Genomic DNA, 21,552 nt, shown 5'->3' on the forward strand with positions numbered 1-21,552 from the left:
CCTGGACACGTCGGGTCAAGGTCACGTCACGATCCTCCGCACCACGCCCGGACCGCCTCAGCAGCGGGCCGGCTGCCCCCCGGCGCGCAGGGTCTCCAACGCCTTCAGCGCGTCGTCCAGCGACGCCACCTTGAGCAGCGGAAGGTTGGGCTGCGCGTTGCTGACCGCCTCGGCGCAGTTGTCGACGGGCACCAGGAATGCCTTCGCCCCGGCCTTCTTGGCGCCGACCAGTTTCTGGGCGATCCCGCCGATGGGGCCGACGTGACCCTCGTCGTCGATGGTGCCGGTGCCGGCGATGATCTTCCCGCCGGTGAGGTCGGCCGGCTCCAGCTTGTCGATGATGCCCAGGGCGAACATCAGCCCCGCGCTCGGCCCCCCGATGTCCCCAAGGTTGATCTTGAGTTCGAACGGGTGCGGCTGCTGCTGGTCGATCTCGACGCCGATCCGCGGCCGGCCGTCCTGCTCCCGGCTGGTCACCGTGGCGGAGCCCGGCTGCCCGTCCCGGGTGTATCCGATCCTCAGCGCGCTGCCGGCCGGCTTGGCCCGGATCAGGCCGGTGAGCCGGGCGGCGCTGGTCACCTGCTGGCCGTCGACCGAGGTGAGCACGTCGCCGGGCTTGAGCGCGTTGACCGACGGCCCGCCCGGGGTGACCGCCTTCACCAGCACCTCGACCGGATAGCCCAGCTTGCGCAGAGCCGCCGTCTCCGCGCTGGTCTGCGAGTTCTGGAAGTCCTCGGCGTTGCGCTGCTCGACCTGCTGCTGCGACTCACCGGGTGGGTAGACCAGCTCGCGGGGCACCACCGCCTCGTCGGAGGAGAACCAGCCGGCCAGCGCCGAGCGGAGCCGGACGGTGGGCTGCACCCCGACCGTGGTGAGCCGCAACTGCCCGGCGGAAGTGGCGGTCGACCGGCCGGTGACCTCGATGATCTCCTTACCGTTCGAGGTGCCGAGGGTGTTGACCGTCGGGCCGGGACCGAGCACCACGTACGGGATGGGCATGCTCAACGCACCGATGCTGAGCAGGGCGGTGAGCAGTGCACCGAGGAGTACGGTCACGCCGCGACGTCTCATGCGGCAGAGCGTACCGAGCGGGGCGCCGCCGCCCGGCTCGACGACCCGGCGGACTTCGCCCTCAGCGCAATGCCGGCGGGCGCGACCTGCGGCGTCGTCCGCGTACCGTAGACGACGTGCCTGATATTCCGTTCGGCTTCGCGCTCCCGGGTGGGCAACCACCAGACCCCAACGATCCCGCGCAGATGCAGCAGTTCATGGCGCAGTTGCAGCACCTGCTCTCCGCGCCGGGCAGCGGGCCGGTCAACTGGGACCTCGCCCGGCAGGTGGCCGCGAGTCAGCTCGCCGCCGCCGGCGACCCGGCGGTCTCGCCGTTCGAACGCAACGCGGTCGAAGACGCGCTGCGCATCGCCGACCTCTGGCTGGAGCCGGCCACCTCGTGGCCCTCCGGCATCCGGACGTCGGTCGCCTGGAACCGCAACGAGTGGATCTACAAGACCCTCGACGTCTGGCGCAAGCTCTGCGACCCGGTGGCCAGCCGGATGGTCGGCGCGATGGGAGATCTGGTTCCTCCGGAGGCCCGGGCCCAGCTCGGCCCGATGCAGTCGATGGTCGCCACGCTGGGCGGTGCGCTCTTCGGCGGCCAACTCGGCCAGGCGCTCGGCTCGCTCGCCGCCGAGGTGCTCTCCGCCGGCGACATCGGCCTGCCGCTCGGCCCGGCCGGCACCGCCGCGCTCATCCCGGCCAACATCCGGGCGTACGGCGAGGGCCTGGAACTGCCCGAGGACGAGGTGCGCCTCTACGTGGCCCTGCGCGAGGCCGCCCACCAGCGGCTCTTCCAGCACGTGCCGTGGCTGCGCGGGCACGTGTTCACCGCGGTGGAGAACTACGCTGCCGGCATCCGGGTCAACCGCGAGGCGATCGAGGAAGCGATGGGCCGGGTCGACCCGACCGACCCGGAGTCGATGCAGGCGATCGCCCTGGAGGGCATTTTCACGCCGGAGGACACGCCGGCGCAGAAGGCCAGCCTGGCCCGCCTGGAGACCGTGCTCGCCCTGGTCGAGGGGTGGGTGTGCCACGTCGTCGACAGCGCCGCCGGTGAGCGGCTGCCCAACGTCGTACGCCTCGGCGAGGCGTTCCGCCGGCGCCGGGCCGCGGGCGGGCCGGCCGAACAGACCTTCGCCGCTCTGGTCGGCCTGGAGCTGCGGCCCCGTCGGCTGCGCGAGGCGGCCGCGCTCTGGTCGGCGCTGACCGAGCACCGCGGCATCGCCGGCCGGGACGCGATCTGGGGCCACCCTGATCTGCTCCCCTCGAACGACGACTTCGCCAACCCGGCGGCGTTCGCCGCGACGAGCAGCGACCTGGACGATGAGTTGGCCAACTTCGACTTCACCGCCCCCGGCGCTCCTGAGGAGCAGTCCCCGCCCGAGGGCGACGACCGGTCCTCCTGACCCTCGCCATCTTGGCGGTGTCAGTCCGCCCGACCGGAGAGGACGGCGCGGGTGGCGTCCCAGCCCTCGAAGGCCGGGTCGAGGGTGGCCAGGTCGGCCGCCCCGCGCAGCCGGCGCCAGCCGGCGGTGACGGCCACGTCGCCGGGACGCGGGGCGGCCGCGCGCACGTCGGCCGGCGCGGCCGTGTCCAGATCCACCGCCGGCAACCATTCGGGTACGGGCAGCCGGGCCGCCACTCCCAGCAGGCCGGGGCCGTCGCCCTCCACCGGGGCGACCGCCACCGGGCGGCTGGACAGCGGTCGCAGCAGTTTGCCGAGGGTGAGCCCGGGCAGGTCGGGCGCGTCGGCGACCACCACGGCCGCCTGGTCGTACCCGCCCGCGGTGCCGGCCAGTGCGGCGAAGACCGCGTTGACGGTCGGTGCCGACACCTCGTACACGGCGGTGCCCGGCCAGACCACGGCCTCGGCCAGCCAGCGGTCCTCGGGCGTCACCGCCACCGCGGTCTCCACCTCGTTGAGCGTGGCGAGCAGGTCCACGACGTCCTCGGCGAGCGCGGTACGCCACCGCGTCGGATCGATCCCCGGCGGCGTCCAGGCCACCGGGGCGAGCAACGCCACCACCACGCGTCGAGCCACGGTGCGACCCTAACCCGGGCCGCACCACACGGCGGACCCGCCGCCGGTCCCGGGTGACGCACCCGCAGCGGGGCGGGTATGGCCTCATGGAAGCTACGAACCTGATGACGTAAACGAGTCACGAGCGCCTGAGTCGTCCACGTCATCAAGTTCGTAGCGTGCGAACGAAGGTCGGCGCCCGGTCACGGCGCGCCGGGCGAGACGGCTCGCGGTGGCCGGTCAGACCAGGCGGGGCGGACCTCAGCCGGCGAGGGCGACGGAGGCGACGCCCTCCAGGTAGCCACGGGCCCGTTCGGTCTTCGGGTACCGGCCGACCAGGGCCCAGAACTGGTCGTTGTGGCTGGGCACGATCAGGTGCGTCAGCTCGTGCAGGAGCACGTAGTCGATCACCCAGTCGGGCATGTCCTGGATGCGGTGAGAGATCCGGATGGTGCGGTCGGCGGGGGTGCAGGAGCCCCAGCGGCCGTTCTGGTTGGTGACCCAGCGCACGCTGGCCGGGACGGCCGTGGCACCGTGCTCGGGCAGGTAGAGGTTGATCAAACGGGCGGCCCGAGCGAGCAGCTCCGAGTCGGATCGGGCGAGTCGGCCCTCCCGGGCGGCGAGCCGGGCCAGCATCCGGTCGACCCACTCGCTCTCCTCGGCCCGGGAGAACTGGTCGGGGATGAGCACCACGACCCGTTCGCCGTCCCGGTACGCGGACACCGTGCGTCGCCGGCGCTGACTGCGCCGCACCTCGACGACCGGCTTCCGCGTCGCGGCCATCAGTGGTCCGCGCAGCCTCGGATGACTGTCACGAAGGCAAGCTAATGCGTACTGACCAGGGATCCGCAAGAGCCAACACGACGATCAGCGTCCGGAAAGTAGCGGTTGGTTACCAAAAGTCCTGAAAATTTTCCTTACGGCCGCCACCCACCAGCGTCCGCACACGTTAGGTGATCTACCGGCGGGGCCGCACGCGGGGCCACCCGAAGGGGAATCTGTGGGCATTCACCCGGCGTGTCCCCGCCAAACTGACTTATCCGACCTAACTCGGCATGCACACTCTCGTCGTCGGCTAGCTCACAGAGTCGACGCACAGCTGACATGGAACCCCCCAGAGCTGGGTAGGGTCCGCCAACCAGCGGTCACGAGCGTGACCGCGGAGAACCCCCCGGCGCCGGAGCCACGCGTGGCCCGCCGCAGGGAGACCCGCCGGCCATGCCGGCGGACGAGATGAGGAGGGCTAGCGTGGCCGACCAGGCCCAGACCTACAACGGTTACTGCGTGAAGTGCAAGGAGAAGCGGGACTTCGAGGGGCGCGTGGAGGTCTCGAAGACCGGCATGAACATGGCCAAGGGCAAGTGCCCGGTGTGTGGCACAACAGTGAACCGCATCCTCGGCAAGGCCAAGGTCTGATTCGCGAAGGTGCCGGCAGGCCCTGAGCCGCCGGCACCACCGCCACCCGGGGGAGTGCGGCCGGCGGTCGCCCTCCCCCGGCGGCGCGTTCAGCCCCGGGCTGTCGGCTGACCGACACTGCTACCGCCCGGTTGTGGATAAACCGGTTCTACCTGTGGACAGCCCTGGATACAGACCGGCGCACCTGTGGACAACGATCGACGGACAGCGCGGACACGGCCACGATTCGTGGCATGACCGGCCGCACCCCACTCGCCCGTCCGACGCTCCTGCCGGGCCTGACCCGGCTCTGGCGGGACCGACACACCCTGCAACTCGGTCTCGAGCCCGGGCGGGCCGTCCTGTTGGAAGTGGCCAACCCCCGGGCCGTCCGCCTGCTCGACCTGTTGGACGGCACCCGCAGCGAGCGCGCCGTCCTCGCGTACGCGGCCACAACCCAGGTGACGCCGGAGGAGGCCCGGATCCTGCTGGACACGCTTCGGGCGGCGGGTCTCGTCGTACCGGCGCACAGCCTGCTCCCCCGCGACCTCGCCGGGCCGGTCCGGGCCCGGCTGGCCGGTGAGGCCGAAGCCCTGTCCCTGGCCACCGCTGGGCTGGCCGGCACGCCGGCCCAGGTGCTGCGCCGTCGCCGGGCCGCCCGGGTGCTGATCACCGGTGCCGGCCGGCTTGGTGGAGCGATCGCCGTCGCGCTGGCCCAGGCGGGTGTCGGCCACGTGGCGCCCGACCTGGCCGGCCCGGTCCGCCCCGGCGACCTGATCGGGGCCGGCCTGACCGCCGCGGAGCTGGGTCAACCGCTGGTCCCGGCCATCCGGGCCGCGCTCGGCCGGTGCGCGCCGGGGACGGAGACCGGCCCGCTGCCGCTCCGACGGGGCCACGTCAACCTGGTGGTCCAGCTCGGCACGGACCGGCCCGCGGCCCTGCTGGCCGCCCGGTACGCGCAGCGTCGCCAATCCCACCTCCTGGTCGACCTGCGCGGTGGCGTGCCGGTGGTCGGCCCGCTGGTACGGCCACCGACGGGTCCCTGCCTGAACTGTCTCGACCTGCACCGGGTGGACCGTGACCCGGACTGGCCGGCACTCGCCGCCCAGCTCGCGGCCGACGGGTCCGAGCGCCCATGCGCCGCCACCACCCAGCTGGCGGCGGTGGCGTACGCGGCGGCGGAGGTGCTGGCCCACCTTGACGGCGGCACCCCGGAGACCCTCGGCTGCGCCGTCGACATCGCCGGGGCCGGTCGGCTCCGCCGCCGCCGCTGGCCGCCCCACCCGTCCTGCGGGTGCTCGGGGCGTCGTCCGAGCCGAATCGGCACCACCCGCTCCGGGTTCGCACCAGCAGCGGGCCCGTCGAGTCGGTAACAATGACCGGGTGACCGACATCCCGCGCCGGGCCGTGTCCCGGACCGCCAAGCTCGCCGCTCTGCCGCTCGGCTTCGCCGGGCGGACCGTCCTCGGCATGGGCAAGCGGGTCACCGGGCTCGCGTCCGAGGTCATCTCCGCCGAGATCCAACAGCGCACCGCCGAGCAGCTGTTCAGCGTGCTGGGGCAGCTCAAGGGCGGGGCGATGAAGTTCGGCCAGGCGCTGTCGGTCTTCGAGGCAGCGCTGCCCGAGGAGATCGCCGGGCCCTACCGCCAGGCGCTCACCAAGCTCCAGGAGGCCGCCCCGCCGCTGCCCGCGGCGACCGTGCACAAGGTGCTGGCCGAGCAGCTCGGGCCGGGCTGGCGGGATCGCTTCGTGGAGTTCGACGACACCCCGACCGCCGCCGCCAGCATCGGCCAGGTGCACCACGCGGTCTGGCGTGACCCGGGGTACGGCCCGGGCGGCGCACCGCACCACCGGGACGTCGCCGTGAAGATTCAATACCCCGGCGCCGGGGATGCCCTGCTCGCGGACCTGAAGCAGCTCTCCCGGTTGGGCGGAATGTTTCGCGCGATCCAGCCCGGGCTGGACGTCAAGCCGCTCCTGGTCGAGCTGCGTGAACGGATCACCGAGGAGCTGGACTACGAGTTGGAGGCCGAGTCGCAGCGCGCCTTCGCCGCGGCGTACGCCGACGACCCGCAGATCTTCATTCCGGCCGTGCTGGACGCCGCGCCCCGAGTGCTGATCACCGAGTGGGTGGCGGGCATCCCGCTCGCGGAGATCATCCGCAACGGCACCGAGGAGCAGCGCGACCAGGCCGGGCGGCTGATGGCCGAGCTGCACCTGTCCGCGCCGATGCGCGCCGGGCTGCTGCACGCCGACCCGCATCCGGGCAACTTCCGGCTGCTTCCCGACGGCCGGCTCGGCGTGCTCGACTTCGGCGCGGTGGCGCGGATGCCGGAGGGCACCCCCGAGCCGATCGGCCGGATCGCCGCGCGGGCGATCCGTGGCGACGCGGAAGGCGTGGTGAACGGGCTACGCGACGAGGGTTTCGTCAGCCAGACCGAGCCGATCGACGCGCAGGCGCTGCTGGAGTGGCTCCAGCCGATGCTGACCCCGGTCGCCGAGGAGGAGTTCCGGTTCACCCGGGCCTGGCTGCGCGCCGAGGCCACCCGGCTGGCCAGCCCGCGGTCGCCCTCGTTCCAGCTGAGCCGCCAGCTCAACCTGCCCCCGTCCTACCTGCTGATCCACCGGGTGACGCTGGGCTCGATCGGCGTGCTCTGCCAGTTGGAGGCGAAGGCCCCCTACCGGGCGATCCTGGAACGCTGGTTGCCCGGCTTCGCCCCGGTGGCCTGAGCGCCGGAGCGGCCGTCATCGGGGCGCCAAGGCCCGCCGCTGCGCGGCCACCCGCTGGGGCCGCCACGGAGACGCCGCGGGGGCGGCGGCCATCCGGCCGCCGCCCCCGTCGTACTGGTAGTGATCTAGAGAACGCCCAGGTCGCGAGCGGATCGGCTCCGGCTCTTCATGGCGACGGTACGGGCGGAACGGGTTGCCTCAGTGCTCGTGGTGGTGCGACCGGCCTGAGGCCGGGGCATTCGAGCCCGGGACAACGCTTCGTGAAGTAGTTGCATCTCGGTTCCATTCGGCAGGTGCATCATCGATTCGGCTTTCTCGCGGCCGGTGGATCACCGGCGGGGACGTGTGGAACGGGGGGTGTCAGGCCGCCAGCCGGACGGCGTTGCGCGACTCGGACAGCCCACTGGCCACCAGTCGCGCCTCGGCCTCGACCCGGAGCTGGGCGTCGCGGGCGAGGTCCTCCTTGCGCGGACGGCCGCGGGGCCGCTTGCGCGGGACGACCGCGCCACGCTCGAAGATCTCGCCGCCCCAGACTCCCCACGGCTCGGCGCGCTCGACCGCACCGGCGAGGCACTCGACGCGCAGCGGGCAGTCCCCGCAGAGCGACTTGGCCAACTCCAGCTCGGTGGGCGCGTCAGAGAACCACAGGTCGGGGTCGAACTTCCGGCAGGGCAGGTTCGCCTCCACCTCGACGCTCACGTCGAGCGGGGCCAACGCCAGACTCATCCTCCGGTCACCTCTCTCTCACTTCGATCTCGTGGATCGCTTTCCCGACGTACTTCGGCGTTACGGCGGTGCAAAAAACTGAGGCCGCGGATCCCGGTTTACGGGTTCCGCGGCCTCGAGGTGAGCCGGTGGTCTGTGGATCAGACCGGTCTACCTCGAGGTGGAACGCCGCGGACATCCGTGCGCTTCTTGACGCCGATGCCCATGCCCGTGAAGCCACTGGTCCCCTCGATCCCCGCCAGCGGCGCCACGGCAAGGTTCAGCTCGGCCTGAACCTGGGCCTGGTGCGGCTGCGAGACCGACGGTCGAGCGGCAAGGGCCACCCGGACGGCCGACAGCGGAACGCAGGCAGCTGGCATCGCCGCCGGACGCTCGTAGATGTAGATCTCCATTGGGGCCACCTCCCTGACTTTCCTCGTGCCGACCGTGGACTCGTCCCTCATGAGCAGCCAGAATGGCGCCGCTCGCGAGGTGTGTCCTGAGGCTATTCCTCGCCTCGGGGCGAGGGCAAACGATTTAACGGTCAGATTCGAAACTTTTCTGCGGGCAGACATCGTCGACCGCCGCGCCCCCCACCAGGGCCAGCACGGTATCGCCGTAAAGTCCCACTTTGCGGGGGCCGATCCCGGCGATCGCGATGAGCTCCTCGCTTCGTCCGGGCTTCCGCTCGGCCAAGGCGGTGAGCGTCGCGTCGGTGAAGACCACGTATGCCGGCACCCGCTGCGCCTCGGCCACCCGCTGCCGCCACTCGCGCAGCCGCTCGTACAGCTCCTCGTCCAGGTCGGACGGGCAGGTCGGGCAACGTCCCAGCTTCCGATCTGCCCCGGCCAGCAGGGTGGCACCGCAGATCCGGCAGGAGACCACCTGGATCCGGCGCCGCTCGGTCCGCCGGGCCGCGCCGGCACCGGCCCGCTCGGCGCCGCCCGAGCGATCGAGCTGCGGCAGGAACCGGGAGGGCCGCCGGGCCCGTCCGCCCGGCGAGCGGGCCACGGCGTACGACAGCCAGAGCCACTCCCGCGCCCGGGTGATCCCGACGTAGAGCAGCCGCCGTTCCTCCTCGACCTGCTCGGTGGTCTTCGCGTAGGAGGTGGGCAGGGTGCCCTCGACCAGGCCGACCAGGAAGACCGCGTCCCACTCCAGACCCTTGGCGGAATGCAGCGAGGCGAGCGTCACCCCCTCCACGGTGGGCACGTGCTGCTGGGCCGCCCGCCGGGCCAGCTCCTCGTTGAAGTCGGCCAGGGTCACCGGGCGCTCGACCGCGGCGGCCTCCCCGATCGGCACCACCTCGGGCGTGGCGGCGTACTCCTCGGCGAGCTGGACCAGCGCGGCGAGCGCCTCCCACCGCTCGCGGGCGGCGCCGCCGGGCGGGGGCGCGTCGGGCGCCCAGCCGACGGCGGCGAGCCCCTCGACCACGGCGGCCGGCAGCGGGATCGAGCCGTCGATCGAGCGGGTGGCGGCGCGCAGCGCCACCATCGCCTGCCGCACCTCGGGTCGCTCGAAGAAGCGTTCCGCCCCCTGCACCTGATACGGCACCCGCGCCTCGGTGAGCGCCTTCTCGTACGCCTCGGACTGCGCGTTGGTGCGGAACAGCACCGCGATCTCCCGGGCCGGGGTGCCGCTGTCGATCAAGGCCCGGCAGCGGGCGGCGACGGCGTTGGCCTCGGCCGGCTCATCGGTGAAGATCCGCAGATCGGGTTCCGGGCCCGGCGGGCGCTGGCCGTGCAACTCCAGCCGCAGCCGGGCCTCGGCGCCCCGGGCCTGCGAGATCACGGCGTTGGCCAGCCCGACCACCTGCGGCGTCGAGCGGTAGTCGCGGACCAGCCGGACCACCGTGGCGGTGCGGTGCCGGCGCGGGAAGTCGACCAGGTACGACGAGGTCGCCCCGGTGAACGAGTAGATCGTCTGGCTGGCGTCGCCGACCACGGTGAGGTCGTCCCGGCCGCCGAGCCAGGCGTCCAGCAGCCGCTGCTGTAGCGGGTTGACGTCCTGGTACTCGTCGACGACGAAGTGCCGGTACTGGCCGCGTACCTGCTCGGCCACGTCGGCGTGCTCCTCGATGCCCCAGACCGCGGCGCGCAGCATGTCCTCGAAGTCGATCACGCCGGTGCCGCGCTTGAGCCGCTCGTACGCGGTGAAGACCTCGGCCACCTTCGCCGGCTCGTGCGGGGTCTCGCGCAGCGCCTTGGCCGCGGCCACCACGTACTCCCCGGGCTCGACCAGGGACGACTTGGCCCACTCGATCTCACCGGCGAGGTCGCGGGCGGCGGCCCGGTCGGCGCGCAGGCCCACCTTGGCGGCGGCCAGGGTGACCATCCGGACCTTGCTGTCCAGCAGCTCCGGCATGGCGCGACCGGCCAGCAGCCGGGGCGCGAAGTAGCGCACCTGGCGCAAAGCGGCGGAATGAAAGGTGCGTGCCTGCACACCTGGCACCCCGATCAGGGCGATTCGGTGTCGCATCTCGGCGGCGGCGCGGGCGGTGAAGGTGACCGCCAACACGTGCCGGGGGGAGATCTCACCGGTGAGCGCGCGGTGGGCGATCCGGGCGGTCACCGCCCGGGTCTTGCCGGTGCCGGCGCCAGCCAGGATGCAGACCGGGCCGGCCGGTGCGGTCACCGCGGACCGCTGCTCCGGATCCAGACCGGCCAGCACCCGTTCCGCCGCTGAGTGAACCACCACAGCGAGGAATCATCCCAGCCGCCGACGATGTTGAAACGGTTAGCCTGGCCTGATCGAGCCAGGCGCGAGCCATCCCCCTTGGAGGATCTGACCATGTTGACGATGTATTCGACGCCGTGGTGCGGCTACTGCCACCGGCTGAAGTCGCAGCTCGACCGGGAGGGCATCGCCTACGAGGTGGTCGACATCGAGCAGGACCCGCAGGCCGCGGAGTTCGTGATGAGCGTCAACGGCGGCAACCAGACCGTCCCGACCCTGCGTTTCACCGACGGCAGCGCCCTGACCAACCCCTCGATCACCCAGGTCAAAACCCACCTGTCCACCCTCCCCGGCTGACCCCGCTGCCGCCACCCTCCGTTGATCATGAGGTCAGCGGCCTCGGGATCGACGTGCCACCACGGCAACCTCGTGATCAACGGGAGGCAGCGGGCGGCGCGGGGCGGGAATGTGAGGGGTGCGGGGCAGTGGGGGGTGAGGTTGGGCGGGTGGGGTCAGGTGGCGGTGGTGCCAGAGGTAGGCGCCGGCGGCGGTGGTGACCATCCCGACCAGGGCGAAGAGCAGGCGATAGTCGAAGACTCCGACGAGCAGGGCGCCGGTGCCGATGGAGAGCGCCTGCGGGCCGCTGACCAACGCCTCGGAGGCGGCGGCGACCCGGCCGACCAACCTCGCCGGGGTGCGCCGCTGGATCAGCGTGTTGAGCCCCACCATGGTCAGCGGCAGGGACACCCCGGCCAGCAGCAGCGCCACCACGCCGAGCCAGAGCCGGGGATACGCCAGCGCCAGCGCGGCCGGCCCGAAGAAGGTCACCCCGGCGGCGAGCGACCCCACCTCCCCGGCCCGGCGCACCACGGCGGCCGAGACGAGCCCGCCGAGCAGCCCGCCGACGCCCTGCACGGTGACGAGCACGCCCACGAAGGCGGCCTCCCGGTGCAGCCCCAGGTCGACGTACGCGAAGATCAGCGACTCGGTGAAGCCCATCACCAGCGAGCCGAGCCCGTAGCCGAGCAGGGCGCGGCGCAGCGCGGGCTCGCCGGCCAGGTGCCGCAGGCCGGCACCCAGCTCGGCCGGCCAGCTCAGGTCGGCGCCGGACGGCCCGGACGGCCCGGACTCGGCGACGCGGAGCAGGCCGACCACGGCCGCGGCGGCGAGGAAGCCGGTCATGGCGAGGGCGACCAGCAGCCACCCCCCGATCGCGGCGTAGAGCCCGGCCCCGGCGAGCGGACCCACCAGCCGCAGGCCCTGCCGGACGGTTTGCAGCACCCCGTTCGCGTCGGCCAGCAGCTCGCTCGGCACCAGTTGTCGGATCAGCCCGCTCAGGGCCGCGCTCAACGCGATGTACGACAGGCCGTAGCAGGCGGCCACCGCGTAGATGATCCAGATGTCGGCGCGGTCGCGGACCGCGAAGAGCGGTGCGAGCAGCACCGCCGTGCCGAGGTTGGCGGCCACGAAAAAGGGCCGGCGGCGGCACCGGTCGACGATCCAGCCGACCAGCGGCGCCAGCGTCATCGGCGCGATGATCGCGAAGATGGTCGCCCCGGCCATGCCGTCCGATCCGGTCAGGTCCTTCGCCCAGACGGCGAGGGCCAGCAGCAGGACCGACTCGGCCGCCATGCTGGCCAGCAGGGCGACGAAGAGCAGGCGGAAGTCGGGGCGGCGCAGCACGATGCGCATCAGGTTCCCTCCGGCGGGGGTGTGTCGGGGGTGGATACCCTGGCCCGGACGTTCCCGCCCGGGCCGGGGTAGGCCCTCTTTTAGTTTCGAGACACGCCTTCGCCGGAACCTCCGACACCGGTCGCGCCGTCCATACTGACCGTGGGGGGCGAACTTCATACAGTTACCGTCGCGTCGCGACGGTCGACGGGAAAGAGGACACTGTGCCTCCTGCCGCACCAGGCCCGATCCTGCGCCGTCGCAGGCTCGGCACCGAGTTGCGCCGGCTGCGTGAGCTGACCGGCCTCACCGGCGACCAGGTCATCGAGCGGATCGGCTGGGCCTCCGCGTCCAAGCTGTCCCGACTGGAGAACGGGCGCAGCCGCCCCGACCCGGACGACGTCGCCGTTCTGCTGACCCTCTACGGCGTGCACGACGAACTGCGCGAGGAACTGCTTGGCATCACCCTGGAGGCCGGTGACATGCGCGGCTGGCTGCGCAACTTCCCGGTGATGACCCAGCAGCAGCGCGCGTTCGCCGAGCTGGAGGCGGGCTGCGCCGTGATCTCGGAGTACAACCCGGTGCTGGTCCCCGGGCTGCTCCAGACCCCCGGCTACGCCCGGCACCGGATCAGCTCCGCGTCCCGGGTCGCGGAACAGGCCGGCGACCCGGAGACCGAGGACCCGGAGACCGAGGTACGCGCCCGCCAGGCCCGCCAGGCGCTGCTGACCCGCTCCCCCGAGGCGCCGCGCTACACGGCGGTGCTGGAGGAGGCAGCCCTCGGCCGGCGGGCCGGCCCGCGCGAGGTCCTGTACGAGCAGATCGTGCATCTCTGCGAGCTGGCCATGCTGCCGAACGTGACGCTGCACCTGCTGCTGCGGGACACCCGGGTCGGCGACTGGTACCTCCCACCCACCGCCTTCTCGGTCTACCGGTTCGCCGATCCGCTCGACCCGGAGACGCTGGCCATCGAAGGTGGGTTTACCGACGTCATGTCAACCGAGGCAAACACCCTAAATCGCTATAAAGTGGTGTTCGAGTGGCTACGCTCAGCGGCGCTCTCCGCATCGGACACCCTCTCCTGGCTCATCGAGGCGACGGGACGGCTGGCCGAAACGGCAGCCGAGCCCACCGCGGCGTTCAGGTCGGCAACGGCGCCGACCCAGCGTCGCCACGGCTCGGGGCGCCTGACGACGGACCGGTGATCCACGCGGACCTGGCCGTCCCACGCGGCGTCACTCGTCCCCATCGGAGCACTCCAAGACCAGGAGCAGAACCATGAACGAGATCCGCAACAGCTCATCCGACCTCGCCCGGCAACTCGCTGGTGCCGGCTGGCGCAAGAGCAGCCGCAGTCAGACCTCGAACTGCGTGGAGATCGCGCCACTGCGCACCGGGCCGGCGGCGGTGGCGCTGCGGGACAGCAAGGACCCGAGCGGGCCGGTGCTGCTGTTCAACCGGGCCGGATGGCTGGGCTTCATCGGCGGTGCGAAGAACGGGCAGTTCGCGTTGAAGTGATCCGCCCAGCACCTCGGGGCCGTCGGCGTCGCGCCGGCGGCCCCGCCGTGCTTCCACCCCGACAACGGCGCTGACCTGGTCTCCTCCGATCGGCCAACGCCCGCCAACGATCGTCGAGTTTCACTTGCTGGGACGACGACCGGGCGTAACATGGCGAAAGAGTGACGTGGAAGTTCCATCGCGTATCCGTCCATCCGCACCCGGAGGACAGCCATGCGGTTCCTGATCGTCCGCACCGAGATCCGTAACGCCGCCGACACCGACATCGCTGCCGCGTGGGCCGGTGGTGGCCGGGTACGCGACGAGACCACCACGCCGGAGCCGCGCCGCCAGGTCGTCCACGCCGAGGACCGGGACGCCGCCCTGCTGCTGGCCCGGGCGCTGGCCTGCGTAGGGGCCGTACGCGCCGGCCGGCAACGGGTCAAGGTGCTCCCGGTCGAGAGCCACGACCCCGAGGACCCCTACCGCTGGGGCGGCAGCTGATTTCATCCGACGTCCGTCGTTGCCGGACCGGCCTCCCCCGCCGCGTTTCCTGCCCTACCCGGCTACGACGGCCCGTGTTCCCGGCCCGGGACCGCCGCGGCAACGACGGTTCCGGGCCGGGACCGCGTCCGGCTCCCGCCGGTCAGCAGTGCCCGTCGAGCCAGCGGTGGACGAGGAACAGTGCGATCGAGGTGGGCGGCGGAAGGACCAGCCGCTCCCCGTCGACGTCGACCGACTCGCCGGCCAGCGCGGCGCCGATCTCACGCCGGGTGAACCAGCGGGCGTCAACGATCTCGGCGGGGTCGACCCGGATCGGCTCGTCGACGTCGGCGCGGGCCAGGAAACCGAGCATCAGCGAGCCGGGGAACGGCCAGGACTGGCTGCCCGCGTACGAGATCTCCCCGACCCGGACGCCGACCTCCTCACGGACCTCGCGGAGCACGGCGGCCTCGGCCGACTCCCCCGGCTCGATGTAGCCGGCCAGGCAGGAGTAACGGCGCTCCCCCGGCGCGGGCGTCCACCCGGCGTTGCTGCCGAGCAGGCAGCGCCCCTCCGGGCCGTCCACCGCGTCGTGGACCAGCACGATCATGGCTGGGTCGGTGTGCGGCCAGACCCGCTCGCCCAGCGCGTCGACCCGCGACCAGCCGGCCTCGTCGACCTGAGTGGAATATCCAGTGACCGACGAGTAGCCGTGCCGGACATGCCAGTTCAGCAGGGCGAGCCCGGTGGTGAAGATCCCCGCATCCCGGTCGAGCAGCAGGTGACCCACCTCGCGCAGGTCGACCCGGCGGGTGCCGGGCAGCTCCGGCAGCGGCGCGTCCACCGCGAAGACCGGTACGCCGTCCGACTCGACGCCGAGGAACATCGGCACCGATCGGGGCACCTCGGGCAACTCGTCCGGGCCGACCAGCACCAGCTCCGGCGGGGCGGCCTCGCCCCGCACCAGAGTCCGGCCGTCGTCGGTCGAGTCCAGCACCAGCACCCGGGCCCGCTCCCACGCCTCGGCGAGCCAGTCCGGGTCGGTACGCCGGTGCGCCGCCCGGTCCAGCGTGGACCGGGCCAGCGGCGGGGCGGGCTCGCCACTCACGCCGGCTCCGTTCGGACCGGGGCGAGCGTGGCCAGCGACTCAGCGACCCGCTCGGCGTCACCGAGGACCACGGTGACCGCCTTCGCCGGGGCGAGGTAGCGGGCCGCCGCCTCGGCCACGTCGTCCACGGTCGCCTTCGCCAGCCGGGCGGCGTGCTCGGCGAGAAAGTCCAGGCGCAGCCCGTTGCCGGCGTACGCGCTGGTCAGCGAGGCCAGCCCGGCCTGGGTGGACATGCCGAGCTGGAGCGTGCCGAGGGCGTACTGCCGGGCCTGCTCCAGCTCCTCCGGCTTGGGCGGCAACGCGGCGAGGCGACCCAGCTCGTACCGGGTCTCCAGCAGCGCCGGTGCGGTGACCTCGGTGGCCACCTCGGCGGCGGCGACCAGCACCGAACCGGCCACCGAATGCTCCACCACCGAGTGCGGCCCGTACGTGTAGCCCTTGTCCTCGCGGATGTTCTCCACCCAGCGGGAGGAGAAGTAGCCGCCGAAGACCAGGTTGGCCAGTTGCAGCGCGGCGTGGTCGGGATGGGTGCGGGGCACCGCCGGCAGGGCGATCCGCAGCGAGGACTGCACCGAGCCGGGTCGGTCGACCAGCAGCAGCGGGCCGGGCTCCAGGGGCGGTGCGGGAGGCAACTCGGCGGCGTGCCCCGCCCCGTGCCAGCCGCCAAGCGCCTGCTCGGCGGCGTCCAGGGCCCGTTCCGGCTGCACGTCGCCGACCAGCACCAGCACCGCGCCGGACGGGTGCACCCGCTCGGCATGCAGCCGGCGCAGGACGGCTGGCCGGACCGTACGCACCTCGTCCGGTTCGGGGGTCTGCACGGCGTACGGGTGCCGACCGTAGATCCGCTTGAGCAGCGCGGTCCGGGCCAGGTGGGCGGGCTGGCTCCGGGCGACCTGAATCCGGTCGACCAGCCGGTCGCGCTCGATCTCCACCCAGTCGTTCGGATAGACGGCCCCGGTCAGCACATCGGCGAGCAGCTCCAGCATCCGGTTCAAACCGGTGACCAGGCTGGCCCCGGAGAGCATGAGCCGGTCCGGGTCGATGCCGGCGGCAAGCGCACCGCCGACCTTCTGCAACTCGGCGGCGAGCTGCGTCGCGCTGTGCGTCGCCGTGCCGGAGAGGATGGTCTGCGCGAGGACCGCGCCGCGCGCCACGTGGGTGCGCCCGGCGGGCATCCAGAGCCGCAGCTCCACCAGCGGGATCGCCGTGCGGCGTACGGCGATCACGGTGAGCCCGTTGGCGAGCGTGCGCTCGGCCTGCGTCGGCAGCTTGAGCTTGTGGGTCGGGCCGAGCGCCGGCAACGGCCGGGTCCCGGTCTCCACGGTTGCGCTCACTGGGCAGCACCTCCGGCGATGACCTCGATGGATGCGCGGCGTTCCGGCCGCAGGGTGGCGGCGGCGGCCTGGACCTGTTCCTCGGTCACCTCGCCGACCAGCCGAGGCAGCTCGTTGAGCAGGCCCGGCTCGCCGCGCTGTTGTTCGAGCACGGCCATCCGCAGCGCCCGGCCGAGCACCGCGTCGGTGTCCCGCAGCAGGTGGGTGGCCATCCGGGCCTGGGTACGGGCCAGCTCTCCCTCGGTCAGCCCGTCGGTGGCGAGCCGGTCCAGTTCCTCGTCGATGGTGCGCAACACCTGGTCGACGCTTCCTCCGGGCGGCAGGTGGGCCTGGAGCAGCAGCGCGGTGGGGTCACGGACGTCGAACGGGTCGCCCATGAAGCCGAGGTAACCGCCGAGGCCGGTGACCGTGCGGTCCCGCTGGACCAGCCGCTCGACCAGCCGGGACGCGTCCCCGTCGGTGAGCACCTCGGCCAGCACCACGTACGGCAGGTAGCCGGCGAAGTCGGTCACCGGGTCGGGCACCCGCCAGGCCCCGGCCACCGCCGGCAGCGGCGCCAGCTTGTCGGTGTACGAGGTGCGCCGCTCGGCGGTCAGGTCGGGCTCGGTGAAGTCGGGTCGACGTGGGGCGGGGCAGGCCGGCACGTCGCCGAAGTGCCGCTCGATCAGCGTGGTCGCCTCGGTCACGTCGATGTCCCCACTCACCGCGAGGACGGCATTGCCGCTGGCGTAGTAGCGCCGGAAGAAGTCGGCGGCGTCGTCGACGGTGGCCGACTCCAGGTCGTCGAAGGAGCCGTAGCCGTCGTGCGCGTTGGGGAAGGTGTCGAACATGACCGGCGGCAGGGTCAGCCAGGGAAACCCGCCGTACGGCCGGTTGAGCACGTTGACCCGGATCTCCTCCTTGACCACGTCGACCTGGTTGCGCAGGTTCTCCTCGGTCAGTCGGGGGCCGCGCATCCGGTCGGCCTCCAGGAAGAGCGCCCGTTCCAGCGCGTTGCTCGGCAGGGTCTCGTAGTAGTCGGTGTAGTCCAGGTGGGTGGAGCCGTTGAAGGTCCCGCCGGCGCCTTGAACGTGGCGGAAATGGGCCAGCTTCTCCAGGTTCTCCGAGCCCTGGAACATCAGGTGCTCGAAGAGGTGGGCGAAGCCGGTGCGCCCCTCCGGCTCGGACCGGATGCCGACGTCGTAGACCACCGCCACCCCGATCACCGGGGCGCTGCGGTCGGGGGTGAGGACCACCCGCAGGCCGTTGTCGAGGTTGAACCGCTCGACCGGGTACTTCGTCGCTGGAATTTTCGCTCTCGACGGCACGGACCGACCCTAACGTGTCCGCGCCGGCCGTACCCGCAGTGCGGCCGGGCGCTCCGGACGGCGGTGGCGGCGATGGGCCGTCCAGCCCCACCCACTCCTCCGAACAGGTGGGAATCAACGTGAATCACGAGACCATCCATCCCAGATCGTAGATGGGTCTTGACGCCGCTCCGCGCTTGCCCCACTCTTCCTACCAACTAAGTAGGAATACGGATTGGACGCGCGATGAGACGGCTCCCCATGCGTCGGCTGGCCTCGCTGGCCACCCTCGCCGTGCTCGGCACGGTCGCCCTTGGCAGCACGGCGGCCTGCGGCGACGACAGCGACGCCGCCAGCGGTCCGGTGACCCTGCGCCTCGGCTACTTTCCGAACATCACCCACGCGCCGGCGGTGGTCGGTGTGGAGAAGGGGATCTTCACCGAGAAGCTCGGCAGCGGGGTCAGGCTTGAGACGAACACCTTCAACGCCGGCCCGGCCGCCATCGAGGCGCTCTTCTCCGGCGCGGTCGACGCCACGTACATCGGTCCGAACCCGACCGTGAACGCCTTTTCCAAGTCCAAGGGCGAGGCGGTCCGGGTCGTCTCCGGCGCCGCCTCCGGCGGCGTCGCCCTGGTGGTCAAGCCGGAGATCACCTCGGTCGAACAGCTGCGCGGCAAGAAGATCGCCACGCCGCAGCTGGGCAACACCCAGGACGTGGCGCTGCGTTACTGGCTCAAGGAGAAGGGCCTGACCACCACCAAGGAGGGTGGCGGCGACGTCAAGGTCGTCCCGCAGGAGAACGCGCAGACGGTGGACACCTTCGCCAGCGGCGCGATTGACGGCGCCTGGGTGCCCGAGCCGTACGTCTCCCGGCTGGTCAACGCCGGCGGCAAGGTGCTGGTCGACGAGCGCGACCTGTGGCCGGACCGGAAGTTCGTCATCACCAACCTGATCGTCAGCACCAAGTTCCTCAAGGCCCACCCCGACGTGGTCAAGAAGCTGGTCGAGGGGCAGGTCGCCGCGAACGAGTTCGTCAACAGCAAGCCGGACGAGGCCCAGCAGGCCATCTCCGACCACATTGGCAAGATCACCGGTAAGCCGCTGGACCTCAAGCTGATCAAGCAGGCGTGGCCCAGCCTGGAGTTCACCGACGACCCGATTCCGGCCTCGCTGAAGACCGGCCTGGACCACGCGGTCGCCGTCGAGCTGACCCAGCCCGTTGACCTCACCGGCCTCTATGACCTGAAATACCTCAACGACGTGCTCAAGGCGCAGGGCAAACCGGAGGTAACCCAGCCGTGACGGCGACCACGACCGCCCCGCGCAGCGCGACCGGCTCGGTCGCGCTGCGCGGCGTAACCAAGGTGTACGGCCAGGGTGAGCACGCCGTCCTGGCCCTGGACGGGGTGTCGCTGGACGTCGCCCCCGGCGAGTTCGTCTGCCTGGTCGGTGCCTCCGGCTGCGGCAAGAGCACCCTGCTCAACCTGGTCGCCGGGCTGGACCGGACCAGCGGCGGGCGGGTCGAGCTGGGAGATGCGAAACCGGGCCTGATGTTCCAGGAGCCGGCGCTCTTCCCGTGGCTCACCGTCGAGGCGAACGTCGAGGTGCCGCTCAAGCTGCGCGGGGTGCCCCGGAACGAGCGCCGGGCGCGGGTCGCCGCGCTGCTGCGCACGGTGCACCTGGCCGACTTCGGCCGCAAGCGCCCGCACCAGCTCTCCGGCGGCATGCGGCAGCGCGTCGCGCTGGCCCGGACCCTCGCGCTGGACACGCCGGTGCTGCTGATGGACGAGCCGTTCGGCGCGCTCGACGCGATGACCCGGGACATCCTTCACGACGAGCTGGAACGGATCTGGTCCGAGCGGAAGCTCACCGTGCTCTTCGTGACGCACAACGTCCGTGAGGCGGCCCGGCTGGCTGACCGGATCATCCTGCTCTCCAGCCGGCCCGGCCGGATCATCTGGTCCACCCAGGTCGACGTGCCCCGGCCCCGCCGGATCGACTCCCCGGAGATCGCGACCATCGCCGCCGAGGTCACCGCCCGGCTGCGTACGGAGGTGAGCCGCCATGGCCAGTGACACGTTCGTCGGGTCCGCGCGCAGCGACGCGGAGATCACCGGCCTGGACGCCCTGGAGATCGCGGGCCGCGAGCAGGGCCCCAGCCGACTGCGCCGAGCCTGGTCGGCGCTGTGGCCGAAGCTGACCGCGCTGGCCCTGGCCGTCGCCGGCTGGCAGGCGGTGGTCTGGACCGGCTGGAAGGACCCGTGGGTCCTGCCCGGCCCGGCCACGGTCTTCGCGGACCTCGGCGACTACCTGGTCAGCCCGGCGCTCTGGGAGGGCCTGGCCACCACCGGCCGGCGGGCCGTCGTCGGGTTCGCCGTCGCGGTTGCCGTCGGGCTGGTGCTCGGCCTGGCCGTGGCCCGGGTGAAGGTCCTCCGCGCCGCGCTCGGCTCGATGATCACCGCGCTGCAGACCATGCCGTCGATCGCCTGGTTCCCGCTGGCCATCCTGCTCTTCCAGCTCAGCGAGCAGGCGATCTTCTTCGTGGTGGTGCTCGGCGCGGCGCCGTCGGTCGCCAACGGCGTCATCCACGGCGTCGACTACGTGCCGCCGCTGCTGGTACGGGCGGGCCGCAACCTCGGCGCCCGCGGCCTCAACCTCTACCGGTACGTGATCGCGCCGGCTGCGCTGCCGGCGATCGTGGCCGGGCTCAAGCAGGGCTGGGCGTTCGCCTGGCGCAGCCTGATGGCCGGCGAACTGCTGGTGGTCATCGCCACCCGGACGTCGATCGGCGCGCAGCTCACCTACGCCCGGGAACTCAACGAGGCGCCCCGGTTGATGGCCATCATGATCGTCATCCTGACGGTGGGGCTCGGCGTGGACGTCGCCTTCGGCGCGGCCGACAAGGCGATCCGCCGCCGGTGGGGCGTGCTGGACCAGGCCGGCAACTGACTCCCTGACCCGCTGTCGGCCTCAGCCCGCGTCGACCGCCCGCCCGGCCGGACTGTGCAGCTCGACCAGCCCGGCCCGGGCGGGACCGGCGGACGCCGGATGCCAGGGCCCGAACGCGGCCACCATGGCGAGCGCCAGACCCAGTCCCGCGACCGCGAGGACCAGCAGCAACTCGCGCGCCGCCCCCGAATGGGCCTCGCCTGCCATGGTCACCCCTTCCGCGCCCGGCCGGCACACCCGGCCTCTTCCCCCCGGATGCCAGCATCACCCGACACGGATGCGCGACACAGTCACCTTTCCGACGGGTGCCGCAGACAAGTGCGGGGAAACTGCTGCCTCAACCGCGGTTGAGGCAGCAGTTTCCCCGATGTTGCTCAGACCGGCGTGCCGGTCAGGCGGCGACTCAGAGCGGGCGGATGTTCTCCGCCTGCGGGCCCTTCTGGCCCTGGGTCACGTCGAACTCGACCCGCTGGTTCTCGTCCAGGCTGCGGTAGCCGGAGGACTGGATCGCCGAGAAGTGGGCGAAGACGTCGGCGCCGCCGCCGTCCGGGGTGATGAAGCCGAAGCCCTTGTCAGCGTTGAACCACTTGACGGTGCCAATAGCCATGTGTTTCGTCTCCTTGACGGAACGGTCCGGCCCAC

General features: G+C 72.2%; 23 protein-coding genes. 11 read left to right on the plus strand and 12 right to left on the minus strand.

The annotated features are described in order from the left end of the window. Positions 1 to 57: 57 nt before the first annotated feature. On the minus strand, positions 58 to 1,071 hold the full coding sequence (locus ABZ671_RS06090) for a PDZ domain-containing protein (RefSeq protein ID WP_357852015.1): 1,014 nt from the start codon (positions 1,069 to 1,071) through the stop codon (positions 58 to 60). A 116-nt stretch (positions 1,072 to 1,187) separates the two neighbouring features. Here ABZ671_RS06090 and ABZ671_RS06095 point away from each other — a divergent pair, with 116 nt between their 5' ends. Continuing rightward, the gene (locus ABZ671_RS06095; protein WP_357852018.1) at positions 1,188 to 2,462 is read left to right on the plus strand and encodes a zinc-dependent metalloprotease; all 1,275 of its coding nucleotides are present in this window, start codon (positions 1,188 to 1,190) and stop codon (positions 2,460 to 2,462) included. Positions 2,463 to 2,482: 20 nt separating this feature from the next. Here ABZ671_RS06095 and ABZ671_RS06100 read toward each other — a convergent pair whose 3' ends face one another. Together ABZ671_RS06100 and ABZ671_RS06105 are read right to left on the minus strand one after the other, a co-directional pair. Beyond that, a complete protein-coding gene (locus ABZ671_RS06100; protein ID WP_357852020.1) occupies positions 2,483 to 3,097 on the minus strand; it encodes a hypothetical protein in 615 nt (204 codons plus the stop codon). 240 nt (positions 3,098 to 3,337) lie between these two features. Further along, the gene (locus tag ABZ671_RS06105) at positions 3,338 to 3,859 is read right to left on the minus strand and encodes a M48 family metallopeptidase (RefSeq protein ID WP_357852023.1); all 522 of its coding nucleotides are present in this window, start codon (positions 3,857 to 3,859) and stop codon (positions 3,338 to 3,340) included. A 465-nt stretch (positions 3,860 to 4,324) separates the two neighbouring features. Between ABZ671_RS06105 and ABZ671_RS06110 the strand changes: the two genes are divergently transcribed. From ABZ671_RS06110 to ABZ671_RS06120, 3 genes are all read left to right on the plus strand, one after another. Next, complete coding sequence (locus ABZ671_RS06110; RefSeq protein WP_012014940.1) at positions 4,325 to 4,492, plus strand: DUF5679 domain-containing protein; 168 nt, start codon at positions 4,325 to 4,327, stop codon at positions 4,490 to 4,492. 233 nt (positions 4,493 to 4,725) lie between these two features. Continuing rightward, complete coding sequence (locus ABZ671_RS06115; protein ID WP_357852026.1) at positions 4,726 to 5,844, plus strand: TOMM precursor leader peptide-binding protein; 1,119 nt, start codon at positions 4,726 to 4,728, stop codon at positions 5,842 to 5,844. A gap of 10 nt (positions 5,845 to 5,854) precedes the next feature. Then, entirely contained in the window at positions 5,855 to 7,201 is a 1,347-nt protein-coding gene (locus tag ABZ671_RS06120; RefSeq protein ID WP_357852029.1) for an AarF/ABC1/UbiB kinase family protein, read from the plus strand. Positions 7,202 to 7,561: 360 nt separating this feature from the next. Here the strand turns inward: ABZ671_RS06120 and ABZ671_RS06125 are convergent, their stop codons facing one another. From ABZ671_RS06125 to ABZ671_RS06135, 3 genes are all read right to left on the minus strand, one after another. Further along, positions 7,562 to 7,927, minus strand: a complete 366-nt coding sequence (locus tag ABZ671_RS06125) for a WhiB family transcriptional regulator (protein ID WP_357852032.1) — start codon at positions 7,925 to 7,927, stop codon at positions 7,562 to 7,564. A 140-nt stretch (positions 7,928 to 8,067) separates the two neighbouring features. Then, complete coding sequence (locus tag ABZ671_RS06130) at positions 8,068 to 8,319, minus strand: hypothetical protein (protein WP_357852035.1); 252 nt, start codon at positions 8,317 to 8,319, stop codon at positions 8,068 to 8,070. A gap of 124 nt (positions 8,320 to 8,443) precedes the next feature. Further along, positions 8,444 to 10,603 (minus strand): ATP-dependent DNA helicase UvrD2, encoded by a 2,160-nt coding sequence (locus ABZ671_RS06135; RefSeq protein WP_357852038.1) that lies wholly within the window; start codon positions 10,601 to 10,603, stop codon positions 8,444 to 8,446. 93 nt (positions 10,604 to 10,696) lie between these two features. Here ABZ671_RS06135 and ABZ671_RS06140 point away from each other — a divergent pair, with 93 nt between their 5' ends. Then, complete coding sequence (locus tag ABZ671_RS06140; RefSeq protein WP_357852041.1) at positions 10,697 to 10,939, plus strand: mycoredoxin; 243 nt, start codon at positions 10,697 to 10,699, stop codon at positions 10,937 to 10,939. Positions 10,940 to 10,972: 33 nt separating this feature from the next. Here the strand turns inward: ABZ671_RS06140 and ABZ671_RS06145 are convergent, their stop codons facing one another. Next, a complete protein-coding gene (locus ABZ671_RS06145; protein ID WP_357852044.1) occupies positions 10,973 to 12,274 on the minus strand; it encodes an MFS transporter in 1,302 nt (433 codons plus the stop codon). A 203-nt stretch (positions 12,275 to 12,477) separates the two neighbouring features. Between ABZ671_RS06145 and ABZ671_RS06150 the strand changes: the two genes are divergently transcribed. The 3 genes from ABZ671_RS06150 to ABZ671_RS06160 all read left to right on the plus strand — a co-directional run bounded on the left by ABZ671_RS06150 (position 12,478) and on the right by ABZ671_RS06160 (position 14,254). Continuing rightward, positions 12,478 to 13,458 carry a helix-turn-helix transcriptional regulator gene (locus ABZ671_RS06150; RefSeq protein WP_357852047.1) on the plus strand — a complete coding sequence of 327 codons (981 nt, stop codon included), beginning with the start codon at positions 12,478 to 12,480 and terminating at the stop codon, positions 13,456 to 13,458. Positions 13,459 to 13,531: 73 nt separating this feature from the next. Next, positions 13,532 to 13,771 carry a DUF397 domain-containing protein gene (locus ABZ671_RS06155; RefSeq protein WP_357852050.1) on the plus strand — a complete coding sequence of 80 codons (240 nt, stop codon included), beginning with the start codon at positions 13,532 to 13,534 and terminating at the stop codon, positions 13,769 to 13,771. A gap of 213 nt (positions 13,772 to 13,984) precedes the next feature. After that, on the plus strand, positions 13,985 to 14,254 hold the full coding sequence (locus ABZ671_RS06160) for a hypothetical protein (RefSeq protein ID WP_357852053.1): 270 nt from the start codon (positions 13,985 to 13,987) through the stop codon (positions 14,252 to 14,254). Between the two features lie 142 nt (positions 14,255 to 14,396). Here the strand turns inward: ABZ671_RS06160 and nudC are convergent, their stop codons facing one another. From nudC to ABZ671_RS06175, 3 genes are read right to left on the minus strand one after another with little or no spacing between them, the layout of a single operon-like run. Beyond that, positions 14,397 to 15,341 carry an NAD(+) diphosphatase gene (gene nudC / locus ABZ671_RS06165; RefSeq protein ID WP_357852056.1) on the minus strand — a complete coding sequence of 315 codons (945 nt, stop codon included), beginning with the start codon at positions 15,339 to 15,341 and terminating at the stop codon, positions 14,397 to 14,399. Then, a complete protein-coding gene (locus ABZ671_RS06170; RefSeq protein WP_357852059.1) occupies positions 15,338 to 16,675 on the minus strand; it encodes a pitrilysin family protein in 1,338 nt (445 codons plus the stop codon). Before ABZ671_RS06170 ends, nudC begins: the two co-directional genes overlap by 4 nt. Continuing rightward, positions 16,672 to 17,982 (minus strand): pitrilysin family protein, encoded by a 1,311-nt coding sequence (locus ABZ671_RS06175; protein WP_357852063.1) that lies wholly within the window; start codon positions 17,980 to 17,982, stop codon positions 16,672 to 16,674. The genes ABZ671_RS06170 and ABZ671_RS06175 overlap by 4 nt, the downstream gene beginning before the upstream one ends. 225 nt (positions 17,983 to 18,207) lie before the next feature. Here ABZ671_RS06175 and ABZ671_RS06180 point away from each other — a divergent pair, with 225 nt between their 5' ends. From ABZ671_RS06180 to ABZ671_RS06190, 3 genes are read left to right on the plus strand one after another with little or no spacing between them, the layout of a single operon-like run. Beyond that, positions 18,208 to 19,263: an ABC transporter substrate-binding protein gene (locus ABZ671_RS06180; protein WP_357852065.1), complete on the plus strand. Its 1,056-nt coding sequence runs from the start codon at positions 18,208 to 18,210 to the stop codon at positions 19,261 to 19,263. Continuing rightward, positions 19,260 to 20,036 (plus strand): ABC transporter ATP-binding protein, encoded by a 777-nt coding sequence (locus ABZ671_RS06185; protein WP_357852068.1) that lies wholly within the window; start codon positions 19,260 to 19,262, stop codon positions 20,034 to 20,036. Before ABZ671_RS06180 ends, ABZ671_RS06185 begins: the two co-directional genes overlap by 4 nt. Next, the gene (locus tag ABZ671_RS06190) at positions 20,026 to 20,910 is read left to right on the plus strand and encodes an ABC transporter permease (protein ID WP_357852071.1); all 885 of its coding nucleotides are present in this window, start codon (positions 20,026 to 20,028) and stop codon (positions 20,908 to 20,910) included. The genes ABZ671_RS06185 and ABZ671_RS06190 overlap by 11 nt, the downstream gene beginning before the upstream one ends. Before the next feature lie 21 nt (positions 20,911 to 20,931). Here the strand turns inward: ABZ671_RS06190 and ABZ671_RS06195 are convergent, their stop codons facing one another. Together ABZ671_RS06195 and ABZ671_RS06200 are read right to left on the minus strand one after the other, a co-directional pair. Continuing rightward, entirely contained in the window at positions 20,932 to 21,117 is a 186-nt protein-coding gene (locus tag ABZ671_RS06195; RefSeq protein ID WP_357852074.1) for a hypothetical protein, read from the minus strand. 196 nt (positions 21,118 to 21,313) lie between these two features. Beyond that, positions 21,314 to 21,517, minus strand: a complete 204-nt coding sequence (locus ABZ671_RS06200) for a cold-shock protein (protein WP_091595283.1) — start codon at positions 21,515 to 21,517, stop codon at positions 21,314 to 21,316. Positions 21,518 to 21,552: the final 35 nt, after the last annotated feature.

The sequence above is a fragment of the Micromonospora sp. NPDC006766 genome, assembly GCF_040636055.1.
In the GTDB taxonomy this organism is placed as follows: Bacteria; Actinomycetota; Actinomycetes; order Mycobacteriales; family Micromonosporaceae; genus Micromonospora.

What these genes read in the sequence shown, in the direction of transcription:
- ABZ671_RS06090 (WP_357852015.1), bottom strand. Translation starts at nt 1,071, where the DNA reads ATGAGACGTCGCGGCGTGACCGTACTCCTCGGTGCACTGCTCACCGCC.
- ABZ671_RS06105 (WP_357852023.1), bottom strand. Translation starts at nt 3,859, where the DNA reads ATGGCCGCGACGCGGAAGCCGGTCGTCGAGGTGCGGCGCAGTCAGCGC.
- ABZ671_RS06115 (WP_357852026.1), top strand. Translation starts at nt 4,726, where the DNA reads ATGACCGGCCGCACCCCACTCGCCCGTCCGACGCTCCTGCCGGGCCTG.
- ABZ671_RS06125 (WP_357852032.1), bottom strand. Translation starts at nt 7,927, where the DNA reads ATGAGTCTGGCGTTGGCCCCGCTCGACGTGAGCGTCGAGGTGGAGGCG.
- ABZ671_RS06130 (WP_357852035.1), bottom strand. Translation starts at nt 8,319, where the DNA reads ATGGAGATCTACATCTACGAGCGTCCGGCGGCGATGCCAGCTGCCTGC.
- ABZ671_RS06140 (WP_357852041.1), top strand. Translation starts at nt 10,697, where the DNA reads ATGTTGACGATGTATTCGACGCCGTGGTGCGGCTACTGCCACCGGCTG.
- ABZ671_RS06145 (WP_357852044.1), bottom strand. Translation starts at nt 12,274, where the DNA reads ATGCGCATCGTGCTGCGCCGCCCCGACTTCCGCCTGCTCTTCGTCGCC.
- ABZ671_RS06155 (WP_357852050.1), top strand. Translation starts at nt 13,532, where the DNA reads ATGAACGAGATCCGCAACAGCTCATCCGACCTCGCCCGGCAACTCGCT.
- ABZ671_RS06160 (WP_357852053.1), top strand. Translation starts at nt 13,985, where the DNA reads ATGCGGTTCCTGATCGTCCGCACCGAGATCCGTAACGCCGCCGACACC.
- ABZ671_RS06180 (WP_357852065.1), top strand. Translation starts at nt 18,208, where the DNA reads ATGAGACGGCTCCCCATGCGTCGGCTGGCCTCGCTGGCCACCCTCGCC.
- ABZ671_RS06190 (WP_357852071.1), top strand. Translation starts at nt 20,026, where the DNA reads ATGGCCAGTGACACGTTCGTCGGGTCCGCGCGCAGCGACGCGGAGATC.
- ABZ671_RS06195 (WP_357852074.1), bottom strand. Translation starts at nt 21,117, where the DNA reads ATGGCAGGCGAGGCCCATTCGGGGGCGGCGCGCGAGTTGCTGCTGGTC.
- ABZ671_RS06200 (WP_091595283.1), bottom strand. Translation starts at nt 21,517, where the DNA reads ATGGCTATTGGCACCGTCAAGTGGTTCAACGCTGACAAGGGCTTCGGC.